The following is a 25,419-nucleotide window of genomic DNA, read 5'->3' as shown; positions in this document are numbered from 1 at the left end:
CGCATCGGCATACAGTCCGGTGCGGGTTTTCTTTTTGCAATCCAGTCAATTCGGAATGATGGTTGGAACCCTATCACCCCATGAAAGTTCCCACGCCAGCTCTGCTCCCCACCTCATTTTTAGCCGCCATTTTCCTATCTGCCTGCAATGAAAATCGCGGAGAGCCACGCCAGGATCAGCTCGAAATCTCTGCGGAGAATCTTGAAGCCAAGGCGGAAAAACTCAAAACCGATATCGAGCAGACTGCGGAGGGTAAGGAAAGGCTGGCAAAGGAACTTTTAGAGAACGATGGCGATAAGGATAGTGCTGCGATCTTGGAGAAAGATGCGGATGAGGTCCGCAAAGTTGGAAAAATCCGAGCCCAGCAGCTTGAAGAGCAAGCAGAGAAGATTCGTGAGCAGAAAGAGATCCTGCCGGATTCCGAATAACCCGCAGCTTGCATGATGCATGGTCGAGGACTGGCATAACACACGATTTCCGCGCCTTTAACCTCCGGAATCCCTGTAAACACGTATGGCATCTGATCTGCAATAGGACACTATAGCCTCTAGGCAATAACCACTACCTACTATGAAAACTAAAGCAATTACCTCAATTTTCGGCGCTTCTATTCTTGCTCTTGCCGCTACCTCTTGTGATTCCCCGCAGGAAAACGCTCGTGAAGATGCCGTGGAAGCCAAAGCAGATAACATGGAAAACAAGGCCGATCAGGTCCGCCGTGATGCGGAGAAGAACGCAGATATGAAAGAGGATCGCGCTGATCAGATGAGAGAAAATGATCTCAATGACGCCAATGGAAACATCGACAAAGCTTCAGACGACGTGGAAGATGAAGCCGACCGCATCCGCGAAAATGCCGAGAAACGTGCCGATCAGCTCGAAGAGGATGCTGACGCCGTCCGTGACTCCGAATAAAACTCATCCCCGATTTATTTAGAAAAACTGCCACCGGTCATATTGATGGGTGGCGGTTTTTTTGTATTTTTTGAGCTGTCTTGACTCAGCACGTAACAAATCCACACTCGCAGCATGTCAGACAACTTTACGTTAAAACCTAATATCGCCCTCGGAGTCGTCCCAACCCACATCCGCTTTGTCGGAGGCCTGGTGCCTGACGAAAATGGGAAACTCCCGCGTGAAAGTGACGGACGAATCTGCTGTGTCGCGGAGATGGACCGGATCTGCCAGCAGTCTCCTGTTCGCCCTAGCTGCACCCAGATTTCTTTTTTCCCCGGCACAGATGAGGGAGATGTGGAAGAGATGATCTCAGGGCTGAAGTTTCTTGATCTCGCGGTTCACCTAGTCCTCATGGTGGGTGGCGCAAATCCAATGAATCCGGCCGATGAAGACGCAGTGGTTTCCCAACTAGTCGCCAGTCTCAAAGGCGCGATCAAGCATGAAGTTGCCTCCGTGGGCTCCACGTCAATTGAAGAGTGGATGAGCAACGAAGCTCCGCGGACAGGAGCCGATTTCGATGCAGCAGTGGCCCAGAACGTAAAGGTTCATCTGCGTGCCATCAAAGAGTCCGGCTTGCTCGAATCGTCCATTGACACCTGGCACCTGGAATTTCTCCGCCCGGGCGAATTCAAAACCTTCACCAATATCGATCGCGCTTGGTCCTTTATCAAAGAAATCAACAAGGCACTCGGTCGCAATTTCTTCAAAATTCTCGTGGATGCGGCTCATTGTGGTGACTCTGGATTGTCCATGGAAGAAAATCAGCGGCTCATCGCTGAGGTTGCAGCAGCCGATCATCTCGGCGTCTACCATGCCTCCGCTCCGACCACCCGTGGCTGTCTCAGCACGGATGATGGTTGGATTGGAGCAACACTTTTGGCGGCGGCGAAGAGCGGAAAGCTGGAAACCGTTTTCGTGGAACTTTTCGATCACGAGGACGATGCCCTCGGAGCTCTCCGCGATCTTGGCACGGGCCACGGAGTCGATACACGTGACGGCCGCTCATACACGCAAACCACCATCGATGCCCTGGTGGAAGTCGCCCGCCGCCTGAACAATCTTCAAGCGCGCGGTTTCTTGAATTAACCGCCACTCCCGCTACGCGTTAAACTTTTTCCTGATTTCTTTATGCCCACCATTCGCCTGTTTTTCTTGCTACTGCTTTTGCAACTGCAATCTCCCGCTCAGGAAGCCGGGCAGGATCAGGAAAAAGTTCAAGCGCCCGAAAGACCGATCATTGAGCAGATTGATGCCAACCAATATCGGATCGGGACGGTAACTTTTGATAAGAAGAGCCGTGAGATCCGGTTCCCCGCGCAGCTGAATATGCGCGAAGGACTACTGGAATACCTGTTGGTTCACCAGAATGGTAAAATCCATGAGGCCCTCTTCCGCACCGAAACCAGCCCCACGAATATCAATCTGGCATTCACTCTCCTCCGATATAAGCCGTCGAGAGAACTTTATCGAATCCCACGGGAGCCTGGAGTGCTTTCGAATGATTTTTATAAGGAGGACGAAGCAACCCGGGCTGCTGCAAGAATTGCCATTGATGTCGAATACACCATCGATGGGGAGACCAAACGCTTTTCCGTCAATGAATGGATCAGCCATGGCACGACCGGCAGAACGATGCCGCTTACCCATTGGGTTTATGGTGGATCAGAATTTTATGAAGGACAATACGTCCCCGAAACCACCGGGGACTTGGCGGCGATCTTCATCACCAATGCTTCAATCATCAACTATCCGGGTGAAGACAACGGCAATGATGATGTCTGGACCGTTTTCACCCGCAGGGTGCCTCCGTTGGAAACAAACGTTACTTTGATTGTTTCCCCGTATAAAGAGCCCTAAGATTTAGCCACCGGCACGCGTTTCACAAAGAACCGGAAAACGTTTACGGACAACTCAATTAAAATCCATGAAATCACTTCTGCTAAGCTTCGCCATCTGTATTGGCTCCACTGCCGCCCAGGCTCAAAACGAATATCTATCGATTAAAAACGAGATCCGCCAGTCTATCGCCCGCGGGAATGCCTGGCTCGTCGACCAGCAGAATGAGCAGGGTTTCTGGGATGATGAGGGCCTGCCAGCGTTCACAGGTCTTGCCCTCACCGCCATTGTTCGTGATCCAAACCTGCAATCCCCGGCAGAGAAACTGCCTACCTCTGCCGAAAAGGGTTTCGCCTGGCTTCTGAAACAACAGAAAGCAGATGGCGGCATCTACAATCGCGGTCTTTCAGTTTACAATACCGCCACCTCTCTCACCGCACTGTCCTCTGCCGGTAGAGATGTATTTGAGCCGGCAATTATCAAAGCCCGTCGCCATCTGATCGCCAACCAATGGGACATTGGCGAGAAAGGAAAGTCGGACAACCCGAACGATGGAGGCATAGGCTACGGCTCCCATGACGATCACACCGATATGTCCAACACCTATTTGGCGATCGAAGCGCTGGCGTTGTCCGATAAAATTATCGAGGATGGAAATCATGCGGACGAGCCCAAACTGGATTGGGACGCAGCACTGACCTTTCTTTCCCGCAGCCAAAACCTCAGCGCCACCAACGATCAGGAATGGGCCTCGGATGACGAAAAGAACAAGGGTGGTTTTATCTACACTCCGGGTGACTCAAAAGCCGGCACCGATGTTACCAAAGACGGAAAAGTTGCCCTCCGTTCCTACGGATCAATTTCCTATGCGGGTTTGCTCTCCCTTGTTTATGCAAACGTTACCCCTGACGATCCGCGGGTGATTGCCGTGAAAGAATGGCTCGGTAAAAACTACACCACCGAGGAAAATCCCAATATGGGAGCGGAAGGCCTCTACTACTACTATCAGGCGATGGCCAAGGCTATGAACGCATCTGGAATCGATAAGTTGAAGCTTGCCGATGGCACTGAAGCAGATTGGCGCAAAGATCTCGCCGGCGCTCTCCTTACCAGGCAACGCGAGAATGGCTCGTGGGTAAATGACAACGGACGTTGGATGGAATCCAACCCGATCCTCGTTACTGCCTATACGGTTCTGGCGCTTGAGGAAATCTATCGCTCCATTCGCTAATTCGACGAGTTGAGCAACTTAACTGGCCACGGAGTAGGAATGTAGAAATTCCTTTGAAGAGGGATCGGTTCATCGTTCAAGAATTAACCGGCGGCTTCCCTTTCCTTAGCAAACGGTCGCCCGAGCCGGGCGACCCTACCTTCATTCAATGAATTGGTAGGGCCAAGCGGCTCGCTTGGTCGTGATATCAGAACTCTCGTTTAGATTTGATCGCTCATTCCTTCAGTTTTCTAACTATCTGAGCAACGGTCGCCCGGGCCGGGCGACCCTACCTCTTGTACAGATGGGCACAAAAAAAAGACGGGCCGAAGCCCGTCTTTAGAGAAGTGTATGTGTGTGTCAGATAGCAAAAACTAGCGTCTACGACGAAGAAGACCAAGCACACCAAGCGCACTCAACAAAAGTGCAGAAGGCTCTGGAACCATTGTAATTCCTGTTGCGGCACGAACGGGATCTGGCCCACGAAAAACAGCACTATAGTCAAATGTAGCGCTATCAGTAGGGATTTTGAATGATGAATCATCTAAAAATCCTGCTGAGTTACCAGAAGTATCAAACCAAACTATACGGAATGCATCACCTGTAGAAACCCCATTGGAACCATTTAGTTCTATCGTTGTGATAGATCCAATTCCACCTACTCCGCCCGGATTCTGAGGAACCGACTGAGCCGAAAATTCAGTGAAAGCAGACGTATTTGAAGTGAGCGTATTGGAGAGAATCAAAACATTACTTCCGGTCGTTCCCCCAGTGCTTAGGGTCGATACCAAACTGGGAGATAGAGTCAGTTTGTCATATGTTGTTCCGAAACCAGTGTTATTTGTATCCACGATAACTCCCCAATAAAGGCCATTCATTGCAACCCCTGATGCATCAGCAAAATTAGAAGTTACTCCACCCGTAGTTGAGAAGGGCTGTATAAACTGTAAGGTAACAGTCGCCATAGCCGATGAGGCGAAGATCACAGATCCAGCCATGACTGCCAATGTATTTATTTTCATATAAGTATATAATATTAATTTGATCCTAAAATCTACAAGTCATCCAAATAGTTTTGTTCAATGGAAATTTCACCATCTCCTATTGGAGCTCCAGCAGAGCGCCGCAATACATAACCTTGTCCTGATTTCAGCTTATATAGGCCCGTTTGATCACCAGATACACCGGCGACACCAAACCATGCTGTTCCTGACCAAACAAGAACCTCAGACGCTGACTTATTTATACCCGATGTGCTATTGTCAAATGTCAGCAGGTTGTCTCCAGGAAGCATACCTCGCAGGTTTTCAATTGGCTCATCGACGGGACTGGTAATCGAAATTCTGTTATCTTGGGCATTACTATTAATTTTTGTGATCAGCGCCCGCGATTTAGTTAGCGGAACGTTTCCGGTCACTACAAAGCCGTCAATAGGTGCGCCTCCGGAACGTACAATAAATGATTCGCCTGGGAATAAAATGGTATTCGAGTCATTTTCGAGGCCGTTATCAGCGCCAGAAATTTGAAACCATGAAGTCCCGCTCCACACAAAAGCCAGATCGGAGGCTAAGTTAGAGCCAGCTACTGTTCCCGAGTATGCTAAAACGTTGGTTCCCGCAGGTAAAGTCGATGGGAAGAATGTGCCTAGGGTCCAAGCCTTCGAAATCACAAACGTATCATTTGCGCTAACTCCTGATAAATCACCCACAATTATGCTACCAAGATTAACACTATTTGCAGTATTTGCGGAAATCAAACCGATAAGACCTTCTTGAGAACCTGAGGTTATCTTGAACTGGTAGGGAGTTGCAGGATCACCCGCTAATCCAGATACAGGCAAGACGTTTGTATCGAGAACCAAATTAGATCCTGAGACAGAGCTAATCTTACCAGAATATTCGGGAGCACGTTCTAAGGGAATAGAAACGGTAGCATCAGTATTCGCTGTGATATCAGGTATTGCTGCATTCGAATCCGGATTACCTAACGTCACATAGCCAGAAGGCTTCGAATACGCAGTTTCTGCGTGGGAGATGCCGGGCGCGGCGAGAGCAGCGGCGGCGATAAAGGGGATTAAATTTTTCATTGCGGGCAATGGAGTAGTTTTTTTTTTGGTTTCGGTCAGGCCGTATAGGGTGACATTTCTGTCACGACTCCGGCTACTTCACGGTGTTTCCACCGCACACACAGGGCAAAGAAACATCATTTGTAAACACAGAGCAAGGGCAAAAATTTATCCCGGGATGGCTATTCGTGAGTTTTTACATTCAGTTTACATAGCCGCGATCCACACCTCACACAAACTCCTGCTTTTCAGCAGTTTACATAAAATCCAACCAACCGTATAAATCTGCTAGATATCCGGTGTGGAGGTTAGAATTTTCAATCCGGCCTGTATGCGGTTTTCTATAATGCAGGATGCTTTGAAGATTTAACCATTTCTATTCAAAAAACAGTGTGGTTACTCGGGCCAATGGGTGAGATTTTTCAGGAGTGTCAGACGGTTCTCGATCTCATCTCTGGAAATGTGGGCCAGCCGGTTGGCGGAGAAGGCCTCACAGGTGAAGGAAGCCACGACAGATCCATAAACGATCGCACTGCGGATATCGTCGAAGGAAAAGTCCGTCTTTCCGGTGGAAGCGAGGTATCCGGCGAGAGCGCCGAGAAATGAATCCCCCGCTCCTGTTGGATCGGCCACTTCCACAAGAGGGAACGCGGCGCATCGGAAAAGATCATAATTTGTGCCAGGCAAGGTGAACTCTGTCGCAGGGCTCCCTTCCGGGTGTTTTGAGAAGAGGATCGCCCCGAACTCGCCGAGTTTGATAACCACATTCCGGGGTCCTTTCTCCAGAAGTCTCTGACCGGCGGTAATCAGGTTCGCGGTCTTACAGAAATCCCGTGCTTCGGATTCATTGATCACGAGAAGGTCGATCTTCAGGAGCACTTTATGGAGATCCTCGTTGGCGATGGTGATCCACAAATCCATGGTATCCGCTGCGATGAAAGGCCTTTCAGCGGTGAGCTGGTCAATCATCTGAAGCTGGTTGAGAGGATGCATATTGGCGAGGACCACGATGGGCGCCGAAGCTATTTCTGCGGGAATTTTTGGTTCCCAGTTTTCAAGAACGTTGATCGCTACTGCCAAAGTATCACGATCGTTCATGTTCTCGTGGTATTCTCCGGTCCACGAAAAAGTGTCCCCTTCGGAGCGCTCAAGGCCGCTGGTCGAGATGTTTCGGGAAGCAAACAGATCCAGATGTTCCTGCGGAAAGTCCTGCCCGATGACTCCTATCAGGTGAACCGGATCGGTAAAATATGAGGCTGCGATCCCGGTGAAAGAGGCGGAGCCGCCAAGAAGATTTTTCCCCTCCGCGGTGGGGGTTTTTATGTTGTCGATAGCGATCGAGCCGCCGATCAATACTGCTGAACTGGTGTTTTGCATGCCGGTTGGTTAATCACAAACCTCCAATATATCTAGCCGAATGAGATTTTTGTTGGGGGCACCATTACTGCCCGGCCGAATTTCAATCCGGGCTAGGAAATCGCAGCAACTACGGCATGGCGGCTCCCAAAATTCATCCATGCGTGAAAAATGGGTGTTGATGAGATGCATTACAGGTGGTGGATTGTTCGGAAATGAAAAAGCTTCACCCGAAAAGTGTCATCCTGGCTGTTCTAGCTATTACAAGTTTCCCGATGATTTCCGCAGCGGAAGATGTTCCACATAAAAAGCTGGTAATGATCGCCGGTAAACCCAGCCACGGCCCGGGAATGCATGAATTCAATGCCGGATGCGAGCTACTGAAGAAATGTTTGTCCGGCGTGGAGGGCCTGGAAGTGGAAGTCCACCCAAACGGATGGGTGAGCGATGATGCCGTGCTCGATACGGCGGATGCTGTCGTGATTTATGCGGATGGAGGAAAGAAACATCCGGCGCTGGAAGGCAATCGCCCGGAGCTGATCCAAAAACTGGTCAACCGCGGAGGCGGGGTGATGATGATGCATTACGCGGTGCAATGTGCTGACGAGGGAGAGAGTGGTAACGACTTCCGCGAATGGATCGGCGGAGCTTACGAAACCGGCTTTTCCTGCAACCCATATTGGGAAGCAGATTACAAAAAATTCGATATCCACCCCATCACCCAAGGGATCAAACCTTTCAAGATCCTGGATGAATGGTATTTCTCCATCCGTTTCCCGGAAGATATGAAGGGCGTGCAATCCCTGCTGGTCGCGACCCCTTCCGATGAAGTGCGGGATGGCCCCTACGTTCATCCGAAAGGCCCTTACGAACACATTCAGGCAAGAAAAGGCGAGCCCGAAACCATGATGTGGAGCATCGAGCGCCCAGATGGTGGCCGCGGGGTGGGTTTCACCGGAGGACACTTTCACAAAAACTGGGAAAACGATAGTTTCCGCAAGATTGCTCTCAATGCGATGCTCTGGATTTGTAAGATGGAAGTCCCGGAAAATGGCGTGGAATCCACTGTCAGCGCAGAAGATATGGCCGCGAATCTGGATGACAAAAGTGATCCTGTGAAAAAGGCCAACAAGCAGAAGAAGTAACCCCTGATGAGTCAGAAAAAAGGAATGCTGCTGGCAATGCCGGAGCGGTGGGATGAGGCATGCTTTGCGATTCCGGCATTGCGCGCACTGCACCAGACAGGGCTCGTAGCCAGCATCGTCTGCCGTGAAGAGCAGCAGGCACTTTGGGAGAGTGTCTGCAATGCCAGGCAGTTCCGTTTTTCAGAAAAGACAAAGGTGGGGGCTCTCGTCGACCAGATAGGCGGAAGCTGGGAGGCGACACTTGCGTGGCAGGACGGCACCGCAGCAAAGGCTTTTGCGAAAGCGAAAATCGAGCGGCGGCTCGGGCCCGACGAAAAAAAACTTTCCAAGCTCCTCACCCATCCAATGGCCGTCCACGAGGGCGCGACCGAGCACCGGGTGCGCATGTATTTGAAAACCTGTGAAGAACTGGGCGTCTCCGTTGACAGACCGGAGTATTTTGTCGCTTCCCCCATGGGCATTCCCGCTGGTCACAATACTGTCCTACTATGCCCCGGCTCCGACTTCGGACCGAGCTACGAGTGGCCGCTCGACCGTTGGCAGGAGCTCGGCGAAGCAATGCTGGAACGTGGGAAACATGTGACTGTCGCAGGTGCGGTGGGAGGCCGCGGCCTCGGGAAAATTCTGTCGGTCCGGTTGGGAAGCGACGTGGAGTTTCTCCACATTTCTCCATTATCCGCAGCGCTTCCGATGCTGGCCGCCCACCAACTGGTGATCGCCGCAGATGGATCGCTCCCTCATCTCGCAGCTCATGCGGGTGCAACTTGCGTCACGCTTTTCGGGCCCAATGACATCGCCTGGAAACGACCTCTCGGGAAGCGCCACGTCGCAGTAAAACGCCACGTGGAGTGCTCTCCCTGCCTCTCTCCCAAATGCCTTATGGACGGGAGATGCCAGTTGGAGCTGGATGTGGTAAAAGTTCTCGCGGCGATTCCAAAGTGCTTCTAAGCGAACCTTTTCTGACCAAGAAACTAGCCCTTAATGAGCATTCTTGCTCCAAAAACCACCAGAACCACCCCGAAGGTGCGGGTCAGCACCTGATTTGACAGCGACCGCATCAAATCACTTCCGAACCAGGCTGTCACGGCGGAGGCGATCCCTACGAATACCACGATTTTCCAATCGATGAGATTCCCGGCACGCGCGTTGTTCAACGTCGCTACCAGCGAGGTTAGAATAATTACCGCGAGGGAAGTCGCTACCGCTTGTTTCTGCTCGAATCCGAAAAAAGCAACGAATGCGGGAACCAGGACGATTCCCCCGCCCACGCCACACAGTGCCCCGAGCAAGCCAGCAAGAAGTCCGATCGCAATGGAAAGCAGGATAATTTTCACCCCGCTGCAATGAACGGCTTTTACTAAAACATCAACTGTGAAACCGGTTTCGCCCGCCGATGCCGGGTTTTCCGTTCACATGAAAATACGCCCGAGAGAGGGAGCTTTCAGATTGGCATTTTTGTAAAGCAAGCTCCGTAGCCGCTCGATTAAGCGTCGAGCGGCCAAGCTGTCACGACACAACGCTCGGACAACTCTCACCTCCCCTCCTTCAAGAGCACCGTGCCCCAGGTAAACGTCCGCACCGCTGAGCGCATCGATCTCCGAAGCCGGCCAGTTTTCCTGCATTTCTCCAGCCACATAAATGGAAATATAGTGCCCCGCCTCAAACATCGCGGTAATCCCCTCCAGGCCCTCTCCCGGCATTTCATAGCGCTCCCGCGCCACAAGTTTACCCGCCATCTTCAGATCGAACTCCCAGCGCAGACTCTCGTATTGGAAGATTTCCCCATGCGCGACCCTTCCCGGCGAGATCCAATCGATGAAAAGCAATCCAGCCTCCCGCTCCAATTCGATTTCCGTGCGCTGCACGTAGCGTGCGCCCGCATGGGGAATAAATGCCTCGGGGATCCACTCAAGAAACCCATCGGCTTCGACTGAAAACTTTTGCTCACAAATCGCCGCCTTTCCGTCATACTTCCGCATTCGGAACACCCGTGAAGAGCTTGGAGTGCTCATTACCAGGCGGGCTTTGGCGCCGACAGAAATGTCGCTGAGCAAGCGGTCTCCATCAAAAAAACCGGCAGTGGGATTGATCACCGTCACCACCAGCTCCGAGCCATCCTCGGACACATGCGACTTACTCAGATGCACCGGCGCACGGAAACTCTGCCGGGAAAGGAACGGCACCCCGTCTGCCCGCACCTCGCAGCGCAGCCGCAAATGCCCGCTGAGAGAATTTCCAGTCATTAGCTGCATCAGACAAAAAGATATTCGTGCTTCAGCCAGCCGAGAAGCTCTTCCTTGCCCTTCTCCGATTTTAAATCAGCGAACACGACAGGCTTTTCGCCGCGTTGTGTCTTCGCATCCCGCGCCATGACATCAAGATCAGCCCCCACATACGGCGCGAGCTCGATTTTATTGACCAGCAGCAGATCACTTGTGCGGATCGCAGGGCCACCCTTTCGTGGAATTTTATCACCCTCGGCGACATCTATTACATAAATGTAGGCATCGACCAGCTCCGGGGAGAACGTTGCCGAAAGGTTGTCTCCTCCGCTTTCGATAAGGATAAGCTCCAGATCGGGATGTCGGCTCTCCAGATCCATAACGGCTGCCATATTCATACTGGTATCATCACGGATCGCGGTATGTGGGCACCCGCCTGTCTCCACCCCGATGACACGATCCGCAGGTAACACGTTTGCCCGCAGGAGAAACTCCGCATCCTCGCGGGTATAAATATCATTCGTGATCACGGCGAGCGACACCTCCGTCTTCAGCCACTCGCTCAAGCGCAATACGCACATCGTTTTGCCCGAGCCTACAGGACCACCCACACCTAGCCGGAAGGGTCTTTTATTTTGATTAGGAGATGAAAAGTCGTTCATTGGAAACTGCATGTTTGAGTGAAGCTATTTCTAGCAAGGGGTTGAAAAATCCATCGATCTCGGCTTCCAACGAATCCGAGATTCTGGTGCCAAGCGCGCCGAGCACGCGGTAGAGAATTCCCTGGCATGCGGTCTGGCCGATGCGCATCAACTTCATCGAAGCAGCAGTCCCTGCCACCACGGCCTGATAGGAAAAAGCACGTGCGGCATCCCCCACGCCCACGCCACGGAGTTCAAGAGCCGTCACGACAAGATGGTGCGCACGGGGACAGTTTTTCTGGAAATCGGTGATCAAGGGATCGCCATCCAGCTCGCACAATAATCCCAGGCGCTGCGAACCCACACGGCGGCTGGCATCGCGTAACTCGGCAGCAATCCGCCAGCCGTCCAGCTCCGCGTCCAGCTCCGCCAGCAGCACGGAATCTCCCTCTACTGCCGCAGCATGCGCACGGGCGAAAAACGGCAGCTCAAACTTCAGCAGAGCCGGTAAAACCTGCCGCATCAGGTATCGCTCCAGCTCGTCTGCTGTAGTCACGACCCCGGCTCGCACAAGCTCTTCCAGGCCATATGAATGAGCGTATCCACCCGAAGGATAACCGGTATCATTTGATTGCAAAAGCCATAGCAGTCCGTCACTCATCGTTAATGGAAATTCAGCTGTGAGCGATGGCTTTCATCGGTGTGAATATGACGACAGGCTCAGAGAAATCCCATCCCTCCCGCGCTAACAGATGTGCCATCGCTTCATCGTGCAGCACCCGAAGCGCTCCCATCATCACCTGTGCCGGAAGATGAAGATTCCCCACCTTCCAGCCGACCAAGGCAGCATGGGCGGTATCTGTGAAAGGGACTTCGTAAACCGGCTCCGGCAGCTGGCGGACGATGTAGTCTTTTCCCCCATTCTGATAGATCACGCAGCCGTCGATCAACCGACTTTCCAGGTCGAAGCCAAACTCGCTCCCATCCTCGGCGACTCCCCGCCAACGGCGCTTCAAAAACAAGCGTCTCTCCACTGCCAGCTCGACACGATCCCCGGCAGCCTTTTCAGAACGGGAGGCCAACATTTTTTCGATCAGCCTCATTAGAAAAGGAAATATCTCTGTGCCATCGGCAAGACTGAAAGAGGCTCGCAGCGAAGCTCCCTGCCATCGGCCACCACGCTGTAAGTTTCCGGATCGACGGTGATCCTGGGCAACGCATTGTTGAAGAGAAGATCATGCTTGGTGACCTTGCGGCAATTCTTCACCGCTGATAACCGCTTCTGCAGCCCCAGGGGATCAAGTGCTCCGCTCTCCAAAGAAAGCGCACTAACAAATGTGAGAGAAGTGGCAAAAATCGATTTACCAAAAGCCCCGAACTGTGGGCGATAGATCGCGGGCTGTGGCGTCGGGATGGATGCATTGGGGTCTCCCATGTTTGCCCAGGCGATGAGACCACCTTTGAGAATCGTCTCCGGTTTCACCCCGAAAAAGGCCGGCTTCCAAATCACAATATCCGCCAGTTTTCCAGGCTCGATACTGCCGACCTCGTGAGCGATCCCGTGAGTAACCGCAGGACAAATCGTGTATTTTGAGACATAGCGCAACGCCCGGAAGTTGTCTGCGGCAGGATGTCTTTCGTCCTCCAACTTGCCAAACTGGACCTTCATTTTATGCGCCGTCTGCCAGGTCCGGGTGATGACTTCTCCCACCCTTCCCATAGCCTGGCTATCGCTCGACATCATGGAAATCGCTCCCATATCGTGCAATAGATCTTCGGCCGCGATCGTCTCGGGCCGGATACGGCTCTCGGCAAACGCCACATCCTCCGGAATGCGGGAATCGAGATGATGACAAACCATCAACATGTCCAAATGCTCGTCAATGGTGTTCGTAGTAAATGGGCGGGTGGGGTTTGTGGAAGATGGCAGAACATTGGCCTCTCCACATACGCGGATGATATCCGGAGCATGCCCACCGCCGGCGCCTTCCGAATGGTAAGTGTGAATCGTTCTACCGTTGAAGGCCTCCAAAGTCGTCTCCAGAAAACCCGCTTCGTTAAGCGTGTCGGTATGGATCGCCACCTGGACATCCATTTCATCCGCAACAGTCAGGCAGCTATCGATCGCGGCCGGCGTGGTCCCCCAGTCTTCGTGAAGTTTCAGTCCTATCGCACCGGCCATCACCTGCTCGCGCAAGGGTTCGTGAGAAGAGCAGTTACCTTTTCCCAGGAATCCCAGGTTCATCGGAAAAGCTTCGGCCGCTTCCAGCATCCGGTGGATGTTCCATTTTCCGGGAGTGCAGGTTGTCGCAAAAGTCCCGTGCGCAGGGCCGGTGCCCCCTCCCAGCATCGTGGTCACCCCGCTTGCCATTGCATGCTCAATCTGCTGCGGGCAAATGAAATGAATGTGTGTATCGATCCCACCTGCTGTGACGATACAGCCTTCTGCGGCGATAACCTCCGTTGCCGCTCCGATGGTCATGGTGATACCATCCTGCAACAAAGGATTCCCCGCATGGCCGACACCGATGATACGACCGGCCTTGATCCCGATATCCGCCTTGATCACTCCGTGTGCGGCATCAAGGATCAAAGCGTTTGTGATGACGAGATCGAGGGAATCCGCATCAAGCGCCAGTGGCGACTGCGCCATCCCATCGCGGATGACCTTACCTCCGCCGAACTTTACTTCATTTCCGTAGCCACCGTTTTCAGCGATCAGATCCCGCTCCACTTCGATAAAAAGCTCGGTATCAGCCAGCCGGACTTGATCACCCACCGTCGGGCCAAAAGTCCCCGCGTAATTTTTTCGGGTTTGTTTCATCATTCAAATCTTTCCATTAACCGCAGAGTTGAAGCCATGGATCTCGCGTTTCCCGGCGAACGCCACCAAGGGAATTTCCCGGCTGTCCCCGGGTTCAAAGCGGACAGCGGTGCCTGCAGGAATATTTAACCGAAATCCACGTGCCACCGCCCTGTCGAAATGCAGCTCGGCATTCACCTCGGCAAAATGAAAATGACTGCCCACCTGCACCGGCCGGTCGCCACGGTTTTCGACGACGATTTCCATCGTATCCAGACCGGCATTGAGCTCGATATCCGCTGCACCTTCCGGCGTAATGATTTCTCCTGGTATCATTTCTGTTTCAACGGATCGGATTGTGGACGGTGACGAGCTTTGTGCCGTCCGGGAAGGTTGCTTCCACTTGAACATCGTGGATGATCTCGGCCACGCCTTCCATCACCTCATCCCGCCGCAGCAGGGTAGTCCCATAGCTCATGAGCTCGGAAACCGATTTTCCGTCCCGCGCACCCTCCATGATTTCTGCGGTAATGAGAGCAACAGACTCCGGATGGTTCAGCTTCAATCCACGATTCATCCTCCTGCGGGCAAGATCAGCGGCTACGACAATCAGCAGTTTTTCCTGCTCTCTTGGGCTTAGATGCATGATGTGGAAAAATCAGTGGCGGGAGGTTGCATCAGACCAAATGCCACCGTCCTTTTGAAAAAAAGCAAAGCCCAGGCAAGCCGCCACTCCCGTGAGAACCAATAAGCCGCCCAGATCGAAATCACTCTCCAATGGTTTTGCGGAAAACTCGGTGACCGGCTCATCAAACTCATCGACCTCGTAGGGGTGATAATGTCCCGGGGGGCCAGGATGAGCTGAAACGATAGCAGCCGAGGACAAAAACAAGCCTAAGACGGCAGCTCGGCTAGAGTTCCTATTCATTGTTTTCATAGTCTTCACTAAACACGGGAAAGCATGGCCCGTGCCAAAAACAAAAGTCCCTGCCTTCCCGTTTTCCGGGGCGGCAAGGACTCTGTGACAATGAGAACTGGTTCGAGTGAGGAGTTTCCGAAAGAAAATCCTCTCCCGGATTTCACGATACATGCGGGAAGGTATGAGGCGCTCTCACACCCCAAAACCCTCCCGCACGCAACCGTAACAACAGGGAGTCTTAGTAAAAATTAGAAGGAGAGACCGAGGCCAATATTGGTGGCAAAAAAGCTATCTTCCGTGTTGACCCCTTGTCCAATGACATCGTCGTCAGTGAGGTAGTAGGTCACCCCGGCGTTTAGAGACCAGTCGCCATAGGCATCGCCAATGATGCTATTGAGAGGCAGGGATGCCTGGGCACCGATGGAGGCAAAACCAATGCCACTATCACCGGATGCCGCGTGGTAACCATCATCAACGAAGTAAGCGAGACTGAAAGGGAAGGAGATCGAGACCGGTCCCGCTTCGATTCCGTGCTCCAGTCCAAGAACCAAAATGGTTCCTTCATCACCTCCGGCAGGACCGGCGGCACCTGCATCAAGCCGATTGTGAATCGTCAAAGACGGAGAAAGAAAGGTGTCATAGGAAAGGGAGATATCGAGGATATCCTCCGTGTCATTTCCGTAGAACCAGTTTTGATAGGTCACCCCAACTGTGAATTTTTCATACGTGTAGGAAAGACCATACCAGAGATCCACCTCAAGAATATCGCCGCCAAGTGTGGCCGTAGTATTCGGGCGATCCTTATCATGAATTTCCGCCCAGATCCCGAGCGTGGCAGTGAAACCGGCAGGGAGGGCAAATGCGAGCTCTGCGGACGGATACAGCCCCATACTGAACGCATCGTCACCATCGTTCCAAACATCGTTACCGTAGGAGAAAAAGTGGGAGTTGAAGTCCAGGTTGAAGGATCCGGAAACGACATCCGTATCCGCGATTTCCATGGGAGCCGCAGGGGCGGATTCCATAGGACCTGCGAGAGCGACACTTCCGGACAATGCTGCGGTAAAAACTGCGGATTGAAGGAAGTTACGATGGTATTGATTTTTCATAGTTCAGCTGTGTGTTGAGGAGCCATGTGCGAATTGGGAGGCTCACCCGAAGATTAGCGTTTGGCATGCCATCAAATGAAAAATCAGGAAAACATCATGAATCCAAACCCACTGCAAATGAGCCAACTATGAATGAAATTACTTCACCACCCCTGAACAGAGAAAGGAGCGGACAGACACGCTTTCCATGTCTCCGCTCCTTTCATCGGGGGAACCGGCCTACCGCGGCGCTCCCTCCACTACACGAAGCCCATCTACTACCATTCCAGTGGCTCGATCATTCAGTCGTGCGCAGATAACCTTCCGCTTATTTGGCCGGGGAAAAATCCGTGGCTTTCAAAAACAAGGATTGGACGCCTCCATCCGCGGTGAGTGATCCCCCGGCTTTCTCCTCGGATGATTTTTTTGCGGCCACCCAGGTCTCATCCTGACGGAAGGCATCCCAGGATTTCCCGGCCCCCTCCACACTTCCGTGGCCGAGAAAGTAAAGCAGGGTTTTATCAGCTCCCGCCTGATCGGGAAGGAGGCTATAATACCCTGCATTGAGCATATCGTGCTTTTCGAACAATTTGAGTGCGTGATCACGGAAACGGGATAGCAACGCATGCAGGTTCCCCGGAGTGGCAGTATAAGTGCGCATCTCGAAGATATGTTCTCCCTCCCCCTTGGAAAATTGTTCGAAGCCCTTCGAGAAATCGGTCGCCTTCAGGTAAACGCTATCGATTTTTCCAACCAGTTTGCCGTCCCTTTGAGATGCCGCTGCGACTTCTTTCCACTTGGGATCATTTACGAATGCTTTCCAGGAGGCAGCCGCCGACTCCCGATCCGGATGCGCCAGCAAGTAAATAAGAAGGTTGTCCGGATTTTGGACCGGGACCCAGTAGCCGATGTTCGTCATTCCGTGCTTTTCAAAAAGCATGCAGGTATGATCCCGGAAACGGGACAGCAACGCATCAAGTTTCCCGGGATTCGCCTGATAGGTGCGAAGCTCGAAAACCCGCCCATCGGCTGGCTCCTCGGCGGATGCCGCGGAAAAACTGGATACAGCGACCATACTGACAATCAATTTTAGTAATTTTGACATGACGCAATCATGTCGCCATGCCTCCACACCGCAACCAATAGTTTTTTACCATATCCGTTCCAAAAAATGACCGGGGAAGCCATGCCGCAGAGGTATCGGCAAATCCTTGCAAGCTCTGGAAATCAAAGAAAGTATTGCCGCGTGTTCCGCGTGATTCTGCCCAGCCTGTTTTTATCACTATTTCTCCAGTCCGCGCCGGCTGCTCAGGTGTGGCAGCCGATTATCGATTACACCATCTCCTTTCCCGGAGACAGACCCGATGCAGCCCCCATCATCAACCCTTTCGAAAACTTCACACATTTTGCCTCGGACTTTGGCTGGATGGGCCCCGGTGGAGCCCGTATCGACTCGCGCAACGGCGTCATCCACGTCCGTCCGGATGGTGAGTGGACAGGCGCATGGCATTCGCTGGCAGGCCTGGCGGCGGATTCATCCCGCACTCTGGATCCTACCGACCTCGTAGGCTTGCAAGCCCCCCGGGAACGACGGACGGGAATCCGCGCTCTCAGCGTAAATGCCAGTGGCTTTGGCAGCCTGCGCCTTGAACTTGCCGACGTGAACCGGGAGATCATTTGGAGCAACACGTTGGAGCTCGCTACGCAGCACACGATTGCAAGCGCTTTGCCGATTCCATCCCACCTGACCAAACGGATCAAATTCATGAACTGGATCGCCGAGCCTGGCGCGGAACTGCGAATCTCCTCCATAGGCTTTCTGGCAGAACGCCCCGAGATGAGCCCGGAGGAATGGGCGTTTCGGATTTCCCTTGGAAAAATCCGGCGCTGTCATGATCCCGATAGCGGATTCACCCGGGATCGCGGGCATCTTCCCGCAGGTGTTTTTGATTCCATCGCATCGACAGGATATCACGCACTTTGCAGCGCGCTGGGGGCAGCCGAAGGAATTCTGGACAGGGAGGCGGTTAGCGCGGAAATCGAACGCACCATCAAGGCAATCCGTAAACTGCCGAAATCCCACGGTTTTCTTCCACATTTCGTCTCCAAAGGAGAATCCGGCAGAATTTCCATACACCCTGGGACGGAGTTCAGCACGGTCGATACCGCCATTTCGCTCCAGGCCCTTTTACTGGCTACGGAAATTCTCGGCCGGACCGATCTACAGGAAGAAGTCGGCGGCATGATCGCCGATCTCGATTTTCCGGGGGCGACCGATACCGATGGCTGGATCACCCACGGATTCCTGGACGACGGCCACACGATGCTAGCCGGAAGATGGCGCGATTGGGGTGGAGAGACAGCTCTCGTCCTGGCACTCCAAGCCATGACTCCCGGAGGAAAATCCGCCATACCGAAGATGACCAACAGCGGCGAGGTCTATCGTGGCGTGGGGTTTATTGCAGAGATCCAGAGTCTGCTTTATCCGGATTTTGATAAGACGGACAAAGATTTGATCTCATCCATCTCTTGGCCGGAGGCCCGCAAGGCTCTTCTCGCGGATCAGATCGCCTATTTCCAGCAGTCAGCGCCGGAGACATCCGCAGCAAAACAGGGAGTCTTCGGGGTATCTGCCGGCGAGGCGGGTATGCCGGGAGCAGGCTATACGGCAAACGGCACGGAGGTTATCGGAGTGCGTTGGATCCATCCCCATTACATGCTCATGGGACTGGCGCTTAGCGGTGGCGAGCTTTATCACGCCGGACTGGAGCGGCTGGACGCGATTGGCATGCTTTATCCTCTGGGATTGCCGGAAAACACCGAGGTGGATTTACGCCTTCACAATCCCATGCAAGGCTCGCTGAACGCCTCTTTCGAAACCCTTGCCGCCTACCATGGCTGGCGGGGGCGGAGCACGGAGAAAAACCTCCTCGACCAAGCCAGTAAAAAATGTTCATACACCCGCGAAGCAGCGGCGATTTTTTACGCACAATAATCCATTCGCCTGCCTACCTCACGCTTGCCAAACAATTTCCCGAAAAAATCGACCCCCTATCATGCGCCCCGGCCTTATTCTCAAGCTCTCTTCTCCCGACCACCCCGGGATTGTCGCGAAAATTGCTTCATACGTAGCATCACACAGCGGGAATCTGATTGAGTTCAGTCAATTTTCCGACCAGCTGCAAAAAAAGTTCTTCGCCCGTCTTGAGATCGATACTTCGAACCTTAATGTCGATATCGAGGACTTCAAAAGCGGCTTCGGCACGCTCGGCCGGTCACTTCAAGCGACGTGGCACTTTCGCGTGCTTCCCTATAAAATGAAGACGGCCGTGCTGGTGACAAAGACCGACCACTGCCTCAACGAAATTCTCTGGCGCACCGGCCTCAACGAGCTCCCAATTGAAATCACCTCGATAATCGGGAACCGTGGCAATTGCCGCCAAATCGCGGAACAAGCAGGCCTGCCTTTCCATGAAATTGATATGGACGGGGACAAGCGGGAAGCTGGCTTCCAGCAAATCCGCAGCCTTCTCGTGAAACAAAACGTGGAATTAATCGTTCTCGCCCGCTTCATGCAGATCCTCCCCGACGCATTTTGCCAGGAGTTCTCCGGCCGTATTATCAACATCCACCACTCCTTCCTGCCTGCCTTCATCGGGGCGAATCCCTACAAGCAGGCTCACGTCCGTGGAGTGAAACTCATCGGTGCCACGTGCCACTATGTAACGGCTGACCTTGATGCCGGCCCCATTATAGAACAGGAGGTGGACAGAGTCTCCCATTTCCACAGCCCCTCGGATCTTTCCCGCCTCGGCCGTCATTGTGAACGCATCGCGCTTGCAAAAGGTATCCGCTATCACGTTCACGATCGCACTATTATCGACGGGCACCGCGCGATTGTTTTTCCTGACTAAACCCACCGGTTTTCCCCAACCAAACCCACTGATCAGCAGATCGGAGCCAAACACGCGGGCCAACTGCGAACAAATCCAGTTGCCAAGCCCTCCCCACTGGCTCTAGTTTCCCCGCCCCAACGCAGAACCTTTATGAACATCGTCGTCGACAAACAGCCAAAATGCATCGCAACCCTCAACGTGGAAGTTCCATCCGCCGATGTTGCAGCCAAACGTGAGGCCATCACCTCGTCCTATGCTTCCCAAGCAAAAATCTCAGGATTTCGCCCGGGAAAAGCTCCCAAAAACGTGATTCAAAAACGTTTCGGCAAACAAATTTCAGAAGAGCTCAGAGACGCTCTCTTCGGTGAAGCTTGTGATCAAGCCCTTGAGCAAGAGAAACTCAAGGTTCTCGACTTCGGCTTCCCGGACAAGCTCGACGAGCGCGAAGACGGCTCAATCGCCTTCGAAACCAAACTCATCCTCGCTCCGGAGTTCGAACTCCCGGAATACAAAGGTATCGAGGTAAAGGCTCCTTCCACAGATATCACCGACGAGGAACTGGGCGAACAACTTGAAAATCTTCGCGAGCGCCTTGCGGAGTTTGAAGATGTGGCGGACCGCCCACTCCAGAACGACGACATCGCGGTTGTCGATTTTACCACCACTCTTGATGGCACACCACTCGATGAGGCAATCGGCGAAAAAGGAAAATATCTCGCAAAACGCGAGAACCACTGGCTCCCTATCAAAGAGGGTTCCTTCCTCCCCGGCTATGCCGAGCAACTCGTAGGCCTCAAAGAAGGAGATAAAAAGGACGTTGCCATCACTCTGGACGACGAGTTCCCTTTCGAAGACCTCCGCGGCAAGGAAATCGTTCTCCACACTTCTGTGGAAGGTATCAAAACCGCAAAACTTCCGGAACTCGACGACGCGTTTGCCGAAAAACTCGTGCCTGGCAAAACGCTTGAGGACATCAAGGACATGATCCGCGACAACATGTCCCAGGAAAAGACCAAGCAAATCAACGAATTGAAGGTCAACCAAATCGTCGAACACCTCAACAAGGTGGTAACTTTCGAGCTTCCCGAGGAAATCGTCCAGCGCGAGACCCAGAACCAGGCAAACGCGCTCGTCCGCGAGGGCACAAAAGCCGGTGCCTCCAATGAGGAAATGGCCGGCAACCAGGAAGAAATCTTCAATGTCGCCACCGAGCGGGCACTTACAAATCTTCGCACGAACTTCCTCCTCCAGGAAATCGCCAACACCGAGAAAATCAGCGTTTCCGATACAGACCTTTTGGGTCACATCTCAAAAATCGCGGAGTCCCGCAAACAGCCGATCAAAAAGGTCATCAAGGATCTCCAGAAGAACAATCAGATCCAGTCCATCCGCAACTCGATGCTTATTGGCCAGACCATTGACTTCCTTTTGGAACAGGCGAAGGTGACTGAAGTTTCCCAAGAGGAATTCGAAGCAACACCTGCCGAGTAAAAAATGAATCTATTCCCACCATCCAATCATTCGGGCTCCCACGGCGCCCCGCAGAACAGTTATTACATCCCTACGGTCATCGAGTCCGATGGCCGCAGTGAGCGCGCGTTTGATATCTACTCACGCTTGCTCAAGGACCGTATTATTTTTATCGGCACAGCCGTCGACGATGGTCTGGCGAACTCCGTGATCGCCCAGCTCCTCTTCCTGCAAATGCAGGACCCGAAAAAGGACATCCACATCTACATCAACAGTCCCGGCGGTTCCGTGACCGCAGGCCTCGCGATGTATGATACCATGCAGTTCCTGACCTGTGACGTGAACACCTATTGTATCGGCATCGCCGCATCAATGGGCTCAGTCCTCCTCACCGCGGGGACCAAGGGCAAACGCTACTGTCTGCCTAACTCCCACGTCATGATCCATCAGGTTTCCGGCGGCGCCCAAGGCACGGCATCCGATGTGGAGCGCACCATCGGCTTCATGTTCAATCTCAAGAAGCGCCTCAACGGAATCCTTGCCCATCACACCGGCAAAACCGTCGAGGAAATCGAGCATGATTCCGACCGGGACAACTACATGACAGCGGAAGAATCCGTCGCCTACGGTCTCGTCGATAAAGTCCTCGAGTCCCGCAAGCAGCTTCCTGACAGCGTTCAGGAGAAACTCGCCGAGTAAGCCTTACACTTCAGTCTTCCAGTTCTCAGAATTTTAGTTTTAATATAACAAATGGCCCGTGCTTCCAATCTTACCATGTGCTCCTTCTGCGGAAAGAGCCACTCAGAGGTAAAAAAACTCATCGCAGGCCCGGGCGTCTACATTTGCAACGAATGCGTGGATGTTTGCGGAAACATCCTTGCAAAGGAACTGAATCCACCTGAGAGCACCGGAGGCTCGAAGAAGGGAAAGGGAAAAATTTCACACGAAAAGGAAGATATTCCCACTCCCGCCCAGCTACTCACTGAGCTGGACAACTATGTGATCGGCCAGGAGACCGCAAAACGCGTGCTCTCCGTGGCTGTTTATAACCACTACCTCCGTCTCAATCAGAACAACTTCTCAATATCCGCGGAGTTCAAGGATGTTGAGATCGAAAAGTCCAATGTTCTATTGTTGGGCTCCACCGGCTCCGGGAAAACTTTGCTCGCACGCACCTTGGCCCGGGTTCTCGATGTTCCTTTCTGTATTGTGGATGCCACCACACTTACCGAGGCAGGCTATGTCGGGGAAGATGTGGAAAATATTATTCTCCGCCTTCTCCAAGCGGCAGACTTCGATGTGGAGCGTGCGGAGCGTGGCATCATCTACGTCGATGAAATCGATAAAATCGGCCGCAAGACCGAAAACGTATCAATCACCCGCGATGTTTCCGGAGAAGGTGTCCAACAGGCGCTTTTGAAGATTCTCGAAGGCACCACCTGCAACGTTCCCCCTCAGGGAGGACGCAAGCACCCCCAACAGGAATACATCCAGATCAACACGGAGAAGATTCTTTTCGTCTGCGGTGGAGCTTTTGTCGGGCTGGAAGATATCGTGCGCCGTCGCTTGGGCAGTAAGACACTCGGTTTCCACAGCGACACCAAAAATGATTCCCTCGATGCGACAAACTCGAAAATTCTTGAGAAAGTCCTGCCGGAAGACTTGCTCCACTTCGGGTTGATTCCGGAGTTCATCGGCCGTCTCCCCGTCATTACCTCATTGCGGAAGCTCACCGAGGATGAGTTGGTAAAAATCCTTACAGAGCCGAAGAATGCTTTGGTCAAACAATACTCCAAGCAACTCGCACTCAACAACGTCAAGCTCCGGATCACCCGTGATGCGCTGCGTGCCATTGCAAAACAGGCGGTTGAACGCGGAACAGGCGCACGCGCCCTGCGCTCGATCTTCGAAGCGCTAATGCTCGACATCATGTTCGACGTCCCATCGCGTGGCGATATCGAGGCGGTATCTATCAACCGCCATGTCATAGAAGGCACCAAACCGCCATCCATGCGCCGTCGGAAATCCGACGCCAACGAAGATGCGGCATAGGAATAATCAGCACCTTCCTTTTCTAGCCGTCAGGGCTTGGTCTTTTTAGCGGACGATTGATTCGTCCGCTTTTTGCTTTTCCGGAGACGCGTGATTTTTCCGTTTTTTCCGGATTTTTCCTAAACAAAAACCTACTCCGGTGTCGCAAAATTTACAGGGTTGGATAAAACCACTTTCCATTTCCCCAACTACGAGACACACCCATGATTGAAGTAGCAAAACTTAGCAAACACTTCGGTAGCAAGCTCGCCGTCGATAACCTCTCATTCACTGTGGAGAAGGGCGAAGTCCTCGGTTTCCTGGGACCCAATGGTGCCGGAAAATCGACAACCATGCGTATGGTGACAGGATTCATCCCACCATCCGCCGGAGATGCCAAAATCTGCGGTATTTCCATGGTCGAAAATCCCGCAGAGGCTAAAACCAAAATTGGCTATCTGCCGGAGTCCGCTCCCCTATACAATGACATGACTGTCATCGGCTTCTTGAAATTTTGCGCTGAAGTCCGTAAACTCAAGGGCAGCGCAAAAAATGACGCGGTGGAAAAAGCGATCGAAACATGCTTTCTGACAGGTGTCGCCCACCAGTCCATCGATACCCTTTCCAAAGGTTATCGCCACCGGACCTGCCTCGCCCAGACACTTCTCCACGATCCGGAGGTTCTGATCCTTGACGAACCAACCGATGGTCTCGACCCGAACCAGAAATACGAGGTCCGGCAGCTGATCAAGCGTCTCGGCGAAGAGAAAGCGATCCTGTTTTCCACACATATCCTCGAAGAAGTGGAAGCTGCCTGCACGCGGGCGGTCATCGTGGATCGTGGCAGGATCGTGGCAGATGGAACGCCATCGGAGCTCATCGCTCAATCTGGAAGCGGATCACTGACAGATCTGTTCAGAAAAGTCACCACCACTGATACGGCAGCATAAGAATTCTCCAAGAACATGGTGAATTCCATGATTCCGATGGAAGCACTCACCTACTGATCACTTTTACCCTTTTTCCATTTATGTCCTCTCTGACAATTTTCAAACGTGAACTAAAATCCTACTTCGCACAGCCCACGGCCTACGCGATCATTGTCATCTTCCTCATCCTTTCACTAGGCCTCACCTTCACCTTCGGCAACTTCATGCGGGTGGGTGATGCCTCGCTGGAATACTCCTTCTTCTTCTGGCATCCGTGGCTCTACATGTTGATCGCGCCTGCTGTAGGCATGAAGCTCTGGGCGGATGAGCAACGCAACGGGACCATCGAGCTCCTCGGGACCTTTCCGGTCTCGCTCTGGTCAGCGATCACCGGGAAATTCTTTGCCGCGGCCACCGTCAGTCTTGTGGCCTTGGCGCTGACATTCCCGATCGTCCTAACTGTAAACTATCTTGGAAGTCCGGACAACGGGGCCATTTTCTCCGGCTATATCGGGTCATTTCTGGTCTCGTGCACGTTCCTGGCCATCACCATGCTGGTCTCCGCATGCACCCGGGATCAAGTCGTCTGCCTGATCGTATCTGTCACCATTTGCACTTTGATGGTGCTCTGCGGATACGATGATTTCACACGGGAGATGGCAAAAGCGACTTCATCGTCCACCGTCGAGGCCATCGTTACCTTCGGGGTTTGGGATCATTTTTCCTCGCTTAACCGCGGACTTTTCCGGCTCCAGGATTTTGTGTGGTTCGCCAGCTTCATCGGTCTCTGCCTACTTGGCACTTCCACGATTCTCGGCGCAAAACGCGCATAACCTTCCATCATTCCATTA

At 52.8% G+C, this 25,419-nt stretch carries 28 protein-coding genes; 14 read left to right on the top strand and 14 right to left on the bottom strand.

Translation table 11 applies throughout. The features are described from left to right. Positions 1–80 precede the first annotated feature (80 nt). The 5 genes from ACFSSA_RS14110 to ACFSSA_RS14090 all read left to right on the top strand — a co-directional run bounded on the left by ACFSSA_RS14110 (position 81) and on the right by ACFSSA_RS14090 (position 4,024). Positions 81–428: a hypothetical protein gene (locus ACFSSA_RS14110; RefSeq protein ID WP_386821185.1), complete on the top strand. Its 348-nt coding sequence runs from the start codon at positions 81–83 to the stop codon at positions 426–428. A gap of 142 nt (positions 429–570) precedes the next feature. Further along, the gene (locus ACFSSA_RS14105; RefSeq protein ID WP_386821184.1) at positions 571–915 is read left to right on the top strand and encodes a hypothetical protein; all 345 of its coding nucleotides are present in this window, start codon (positions 571–573) and stop codon (positions 913–915) included. A gap of 114 nt (positions 916–1,029) precedes the next feature. Then, positions 1,030–2,043, top strand: coding sequence for a hypothetical protein (locus ACFSSA_RS14100; protein ID WP_386821183.1), 1,014 nt, complete (start codon positions 1,030–1,032; stop codon positions 2,041–2,043). Between the two features lie 42 nt (positions 2,044–2,085). Beyond that, entirely contained in the window at positions 2,086–2,814 is a 729-nt protein-coding gene (locus ACFSSA_RS14095) for a YdjY domain-containing protein (protein ID WP_386821182.1), read from the top strand. Positions 2,815–2,881: 67 nt separating this feature from the next. Next, positions 2,882–4,024 carry a prenyltransferase/squalene oxidase repeat-containing protein gene (locus tag ACFSSA_RS14090; protein ID WP_386821181.1) on the top strand — a complete coding sequence of 381 codons (1,143 nt, stop codon included), beginning with the start codon at positions 2,882–2,884 and terminating at the stop codon, positions 4,022–4,024. 353 nt (positions 4,025–4,377) lie between these two features. Here ACFSSA_RS14090 and ACFSSA_RS14085 read toward each other — a convergent pair whose 3' ends face one another. The 3 genes from ACFSSA_RS14085 to ACFSSA_RS14075 form a co-directional block, all read right to left on the bottom strand. Continuing rightward, positions 4,378–5,025 (bottom strand): PEP-CTERM sorting domain-containing protein, encoded by a 648-nt coding sequence (locus tag ACFSSA_RS14085; RefSeq protein WP_386821180.1) that lies wholly within the window; start codon positions 5,023–5,025, stop codon positions 4,378–4,380. Between the two features lie 32 nt (positions 5,026–5,057). After that, on the bottom strand, positions 5,058–6,089 hold the full coding sequence (locus tag ACFSSA_RS14080) for a TIGR02597 family protein (protein ID WP_386821179.1): 1,032 nt from the start codon (positions 6,087–6,089) through the stop codon (positions 5,058–5,060). Positions 6,090–6,464: 375 nt separating this feature from the next. Next, complete coding sequence (locus tag ACFSSA_RS14075; protein ID WP_386821178.1) at positions 6,465–7,445, bottom strand: PfkB family carbohydrate kinase; 981 nt, start codon at positions 7,443–7,445, stop codon at positions 6,465–6,467. Positions 7,446–7,639: 194 nt separating this feature from the next. Here ACFSSA_RS14075 and ACFSSA_RS14070 point away from each other — a divergent pair, with 194 nt between their 5' ends. Further along, positions 7,640–8,569 (top strand): ThuA domain-containing protein, encoded by a 930-nt coding sequence (locus ACFSSA_RS14070; protein WP_386821177.1) that lies wholly within the window; start codon positions 7,640–7,642, stop codon positions 8,567–8,569. Positions 8,570–8,575: 6 nt separating this feature from the next. Continuing rightward, positions 8,576–9,517 carry a glycosyltransferase family 9 protein gene (locus ACFSSA_RS14065; RefSeq protein ID WP_386821176.1) on the top strand — a complete coding sequence of 314 codons (942 nt, stop codon included), beginning with the start codon at positions 8,576–8,578 and terminating at the stop codon, positions 9,515–9,517. Between the two features lie 23 nt (positions 9,518–9,540). Here the strand turns inward: ACFSSA_RS14065 and ACFSSA_RS14060 are convergent, their stop codons facing one another. From ACFSSA_RS14060 to ACFSSA_RS14010, 11 genes are all read right to left on the bottom strand, one after another. Continuing rightward, a complete protein-coding gene (locus ACFSSA_RS14060; protein ID WP_386821174.1) occupies positions 9,541–9,903 on the bottom strand; it encodes a sulfite exporter TauE/SafE family protein in 363 nt (120 codons plus the stop codon). 75 nt (positions 9,904–9,978) lie between these two features. Continuing rightward, positions 9,979–10,812: an urease accessory protein UreD gene (locus ACFSSA_RS14055; RefSeq protein WP_386821173.1), complete on the bottom strand. Its 834-nt coding sequence runs from the start codon at positions 10,810–10,812 to the stop codon at positions 9,979–9,981. Between the two features lie 8 nt (positions 10,813–10,820). Then, positions 10,821–11,453 carry an urease accessory protein UreG gene (gene ureG / locus ACFSSA_RS14050; RefSeq protein ID WP_386821172.1) on the bottom strand — a complete coding sequence of 211 codons (633 nt, stop codon included), beginning with the start codon at positions 11,451–11,453 and terminating at the stop codon, positions 10,821–10,823. Next, complete coding sequence (locus ACFSSA_RS14045) at positions 11,431–12,093, bottom strand: urease accessory protein UreF (protein ID WP_386821171.1); 663 nt, start codon at positions 12,091–12,093, stop codon at positions 11,431–11,433. Before ACFSSA_RS14045 ends, ureG begins: the two co-directional genes overlap by 23 nt. A gap of 13 nt (positions 12,094–12,106) precedes the next feature. Next, positions 12,107–12,535, bottom strand: coding sequence for an urease accessory protein UreE (locus ACFSSA_RS14040; RefSeq protein ID WP_386821170.1), 429 nt, complete (start codon positions 12,533–12,535; stop codon positions 12,107–12,109). Then, positions 12,535–14,256, bottom strand: a complete 1,722-nt coding sequence (gene ureC / locus ACFSSA_RS14035; protein WP_386821257.1) for an urease subunit alpha — start codon at positions 14,254–14,256, stop codon at positions 12,535–12,537. Before ureC ends, ACFSSA_RS14040 begins: the two co-directional genes overlap by 1 nt. Before the next feature lie 3 nt (positions 14,257–14,259). Next, the gene (locus ACFSSA_RS14030) at positions 14,260–14,571 is read right to left on the bottom strand and encodes an urease subunit beta (RefSeq protein WP_386821169.1); all 312 of its coding nucleotides are present in this window, start codon (positions 14,569–14,571) and stop codon (positions 14,260–14,262) included. A 7-nt stretch (positions 14,572–14,578) separates the two neighbouring features. Beyond that, positions 14,579–14,881 carry an urease subunit gamma gene (locus ACFSSA_RS14025; RefSeq protein ID WP_386821168.1) on the bottom strand — a complete coding sequence of 101 codons (303 nt, stop codon included), beginning with the start codon at positions 14,879–14,881 and terminating at the stop codon, positions 14,579–14,581. Between the two features lie 12 nt (positions 14,882–14,893). Continuing rightward, entirely contained in the window at positions 14,894–15,172 is a 279-nt protein-coding gene (locus tag ACFSSA_RS14020) for a hypothetical protein (RefSeq protein ID WP_386821167.1), read from the bottom strand. A 230-nt stretch (positions 15,173–15,402) separates the two neighbouring features. Further along, complete coding sequence (locus tag ACFSSA_RS14015; RefSeq protein WP_386821165.1) at positions 15,403–16,263, bottom strand: hypothetical protein; 861 nt, start codon at positions 16,261–16,263, stop codon at positions 15,403–15,405. Between the two features lie 307 nt (positions 16,264–16,570). Further along, on the bottom strand, positions 16,571–17,347 hold the full coding sequence (locus ACFSSA_RS14010; protein ID WP_386821164.1) for an NIPSNAP family protein: 777 nt from the start codon (positions 17,345–17,347) through the stop codon (positions 16,571–16,573). A 141-nt stretch (positions 17,348–17,488) separates the two neighbouring features. Here ACFSSA_RS14010 and ACFSSA_RS14005 point away from each other — a divergent pair, with 141 nt between their 5' ends. The 7 genes from ACFSSA_RS14005 (at position 17,489) to ACFSSA_RS13975 (ending at position 25,401) form a co-directional block, all read left to right on the top strand. Then, positions 17,489–19,237, top strand: a complete 1,749-nt coding sequence (locus ACFSSA_RS14005) for a hypothetical protein (RefSeq protein WP_386821163.1) — start codon at positions 17,489–17,491, stop codon at positions 19,235–19,237. A gap of 61 nt (positions 19,238–19,298) precedes the next feature. Further along, positions 19,299–20,156 (top strand): formyltetrahydrofolate deformylase, encoded by an 858-nt coding sequence (gene purU / locus ACFSSA_RS14000; protein ID WP_386821162.1) that lies wholly within the window; start codon positions 19,299–19,301, stop codon positions 20,154–20,156. Between the two features lie 132 nt (positions 20,157–20,288). Beyond that, positions 20,289–21,629 (top strand): trigger factor, encoded by a 1,341-nt coding sequence (gene tig / locus ACFSSA_RS13995; protein ID WP_386821161.1) that lies wholly within the window; start codon positions 20,289–20,291, stop codon positions 21,627–21,629. A gap of 3 nt (positions 21,630–21,632) precedes the next feature. Continuing rightward, positions 21,633–22,307, top strand: a complete 675-nt coding sequence (locus ACFSSA_RS13990; protein ID WP_386821160.1) for an ATP-dependent Clp protease proteolytic subunit — start codon at positions 21,633–21,635, stop codon at positions 22,305–22,307. A 51-nt stretch (positions 22,308–22,358) separates the two neighbouring features. Then, positions 22,359–23,660 (top strand): ATP-dependent Clp protease ATP-binding subunit ClpX, encoded by a 1,302-nt coding sequence (gene clpX, locus ACFSSA_RS13985; RefSeq protein WP_386821159.1) that lies wholly within the window; start codon positions 22,359–22,361, stop codon positions 23,658–23,660. Between the two features lie 203 nt (positions 23,661–23,863). Continuing rightward, positions 23,864–24,589: an ABC transporter ATP-binding protein gene (locus ACFSSA_RS13980; RefSeq protein WP_386821157.1), complete on the top strand. Its 726-nt coding sequence runs from the start codon at positions 23,864–23,866 to the stop codon at positions 24,587–24,589. 80 nt (positions 24,590–24,669) lie between these two features. After that, positions 24,670–25,401 carry an ABC transporter permease gene (locus ACFSSA_RS13975; RefSeq protein ID WP_386821156.1) on the top strand — a complete coding sequence of 244 codons (732 nt, stop codon included), beginning with the start codon at positions 24,670–24,672 and terminating at the stop codon, positions 25,399–25,401. Positions 25,402–25,419 lie beyond the last annotated feature (18 nt).

The sequence above is a fragment of the Luteolibacter algae genome (assembly GCF_042683045.1).
Lineage (GTDB): Bacteria > Verrucomicrobiota > Verrucomicrobiia > Verrucomicrobiales > Akkermansiaceae > Luteolibacter > Luteolibacter algae.
Note: the sequence above shows the minus strand (reverse complement) of the source record. Positions and strands in the feature narration are given on the sequence as shown.

Bases quoted from the DNA above. Each gene is read 5' to 3' on its own strand.
- ACFSSA_RS14040 (WP_386821170.1), bottom strand. From the start codon at position 12,535: ATGAGGCTGATCGAAAAAATGTTGGCCTCCCGTTCTGAAAAGGCTGCC.
- clpX (WP_386821159.1), top strand. From the start codon at position 22,359: ATGGCCCGTGCTTCCAATCTTACCATGTGCTCCTTCTGCGGAAAGAGC.
- ACFSSA_RS14010 (WP_386821164.1), bottom strand. From the start codon at position 17,347: ATGTCAAAATTACTAAAATTGATTGTCAGTATGGTCGCTGTATCCAGT.
- ACFSSA_RS14025 (WP_386821168.1), bottom strand. From the start codon at position 14,881: ATGCATCTAAGCCCAAGAGAGCAGGAAAAACTGCTGATTGTCGTAGCC.
- tig (WP_386821161.1), top strand. From the start codon at position 20,289: ATGAACATCGTCGTCGACAAACAGCCAAAATGCATCGCAACCCTCAAC.
- ACFSSA_RS14075 (WP_386821178.1), bottom strand. From the start codon at position 7,445: ATGCAAAACACCAGTTCAGCAGTATTGATCGGCGGCTCGATCGCTATC.
- ureG (WP_386821172.1), bottom strand. From the start codon at position 11,453: ATGAACGACTTTTCATCTCCTAATCAAAATAAAAGACCCTTCCGGCTA.
- ACFSSA_RS14080 (WP_386821179.1), bottom strand. From the start codon at position 6,089: ATGAAAAATTTAATCCCCTTTATCGCCGCCGCTGCTCTCGCCGCGCCC.
- ACFSSA_RS14090 (WP_386821181.1), top strand. From the start codon at position 2,882: ATGAAATCACTTCTGCTAAGCTTCGCCATCTGTATTGGCTCCACTGCC.
- ACFSSA_RS14020 (WP_386821167.1), bottom strand. From the start codon at position 15,172: ATGAAAACAATGAATAGGAACTCTAGCCGAGCTGCCGTCTTAGGCTTG.
- ACFSSA_RS14030 (WP_386821169.1), bottom strand. From the start codon at position 14,571: ATGATACCAGGAGAAATCATTACGCCGGAAGGTGCAGCGGATATCGAG.
- purU (WP_386821162.1), top strand. From the start codon at position 19,299: ATGCGCCCCGGCCTTATTCTCAAGCTCTCTTCTCCCGACCACCCCGGG.
- ACFSSA_RS14105 (WP_386821184.1), top strand. From the start codon at position 571: ATGAAAACTAAAGCAATTACCTCAATTTTCGGCGCTTCTATTCTTGCT.
- ACFSSA_RS14045 (WP_386821171.1), bottom strand. From the start codon at position 12,093: ATGAGTGACGGACTGCTATGGCTTTTGCAATCAAATGATACCGGTTAT.
- ACFSSA_RS13975 (WP_386821156.1), top strand. From the start codon at position 24,670: ATGTCCTCTCTGACAATTTTCAAACGTGAACTAAAATCCTACTTCGCA.
- ACFSSA_RS14015 (WP_386821165.1), bottom strand. From the start codon at position 16,263: ATGAAAAATCAATACCATCGTAACTTCCTTCAATCCGCAGTTTTTACC.
- ACFSSA_RS14065 (WP_386821176.1), top strand. From the start codon at position 8,576: ATGAGTCAGAAAAAAGGAATGCTGCTGGCAATGCCGGAGCGGTGGGAT.
- ureC (WP_386821257.1), bottom strand. From the start codon at position 14,256: ATGAAACAAACCCGAAAAAATTACGCGGGGACTTTTGGCCCGACGGTG.
- ACFSSA_RS14070 (WP_386821177.1), top strand. From the start codon at position 7,640: ATGAAAAAGCTTCACCCGAAAAGTGTCATCCTGGCTGTTCTAGCTATT.
- ACFSSA_RS14085 (WP_386821180.1), bottom strand. From the start codon at position 5,025: ATGAAAATAAATACATTGGCAGTCATGGCTGGATCTGTGATCTTCGCC.
- ACFSSA_RS13990 (WP_386821160.1), top strand. From the start codon at position 21,633: ATGAATCTATTCCCACCATCCAATCATTCGGGCTCCCACGGCGCCCCG.
- ACFSSA_RS13980 (WP_386821157.1), top strand. From the start codon at position 23,864: ATGATTGAAGTAGCAAAACTTAGCAAACACTTCGGTAGCAAGCTCGCC.
- ACFSSA_RS14095 (WP_386821182.1), top strand. From the start codon at position 2,086: ATGCCCACCATTCGCCTGTTTTTCTTGCTACTGCTTTTGCAACTGCAA.
- ACFSSA_RS14055 (WP_386821173.1), bottom strand. From the start codon at position 10,812: ATGACTGGAAATTCTCTCAGCGGGCATTTGCGGCTGCGCTGCGAGGTG.
- ACFSSA_RS14100 (WP_386821183.1), top strand. From the start codon at position 1,030: ATGTCAGACAACTTTACGTTAAAACCTAATATCGCCCTCGGAGTCGTC.
- ACFSSA_RS14110 (WP_386821185.1), top strand. From the start codon at position 81: ATGAAAGTTCCCACGCCAGCTCTGCTCCCCACCTCATTTTTAGCCGCC.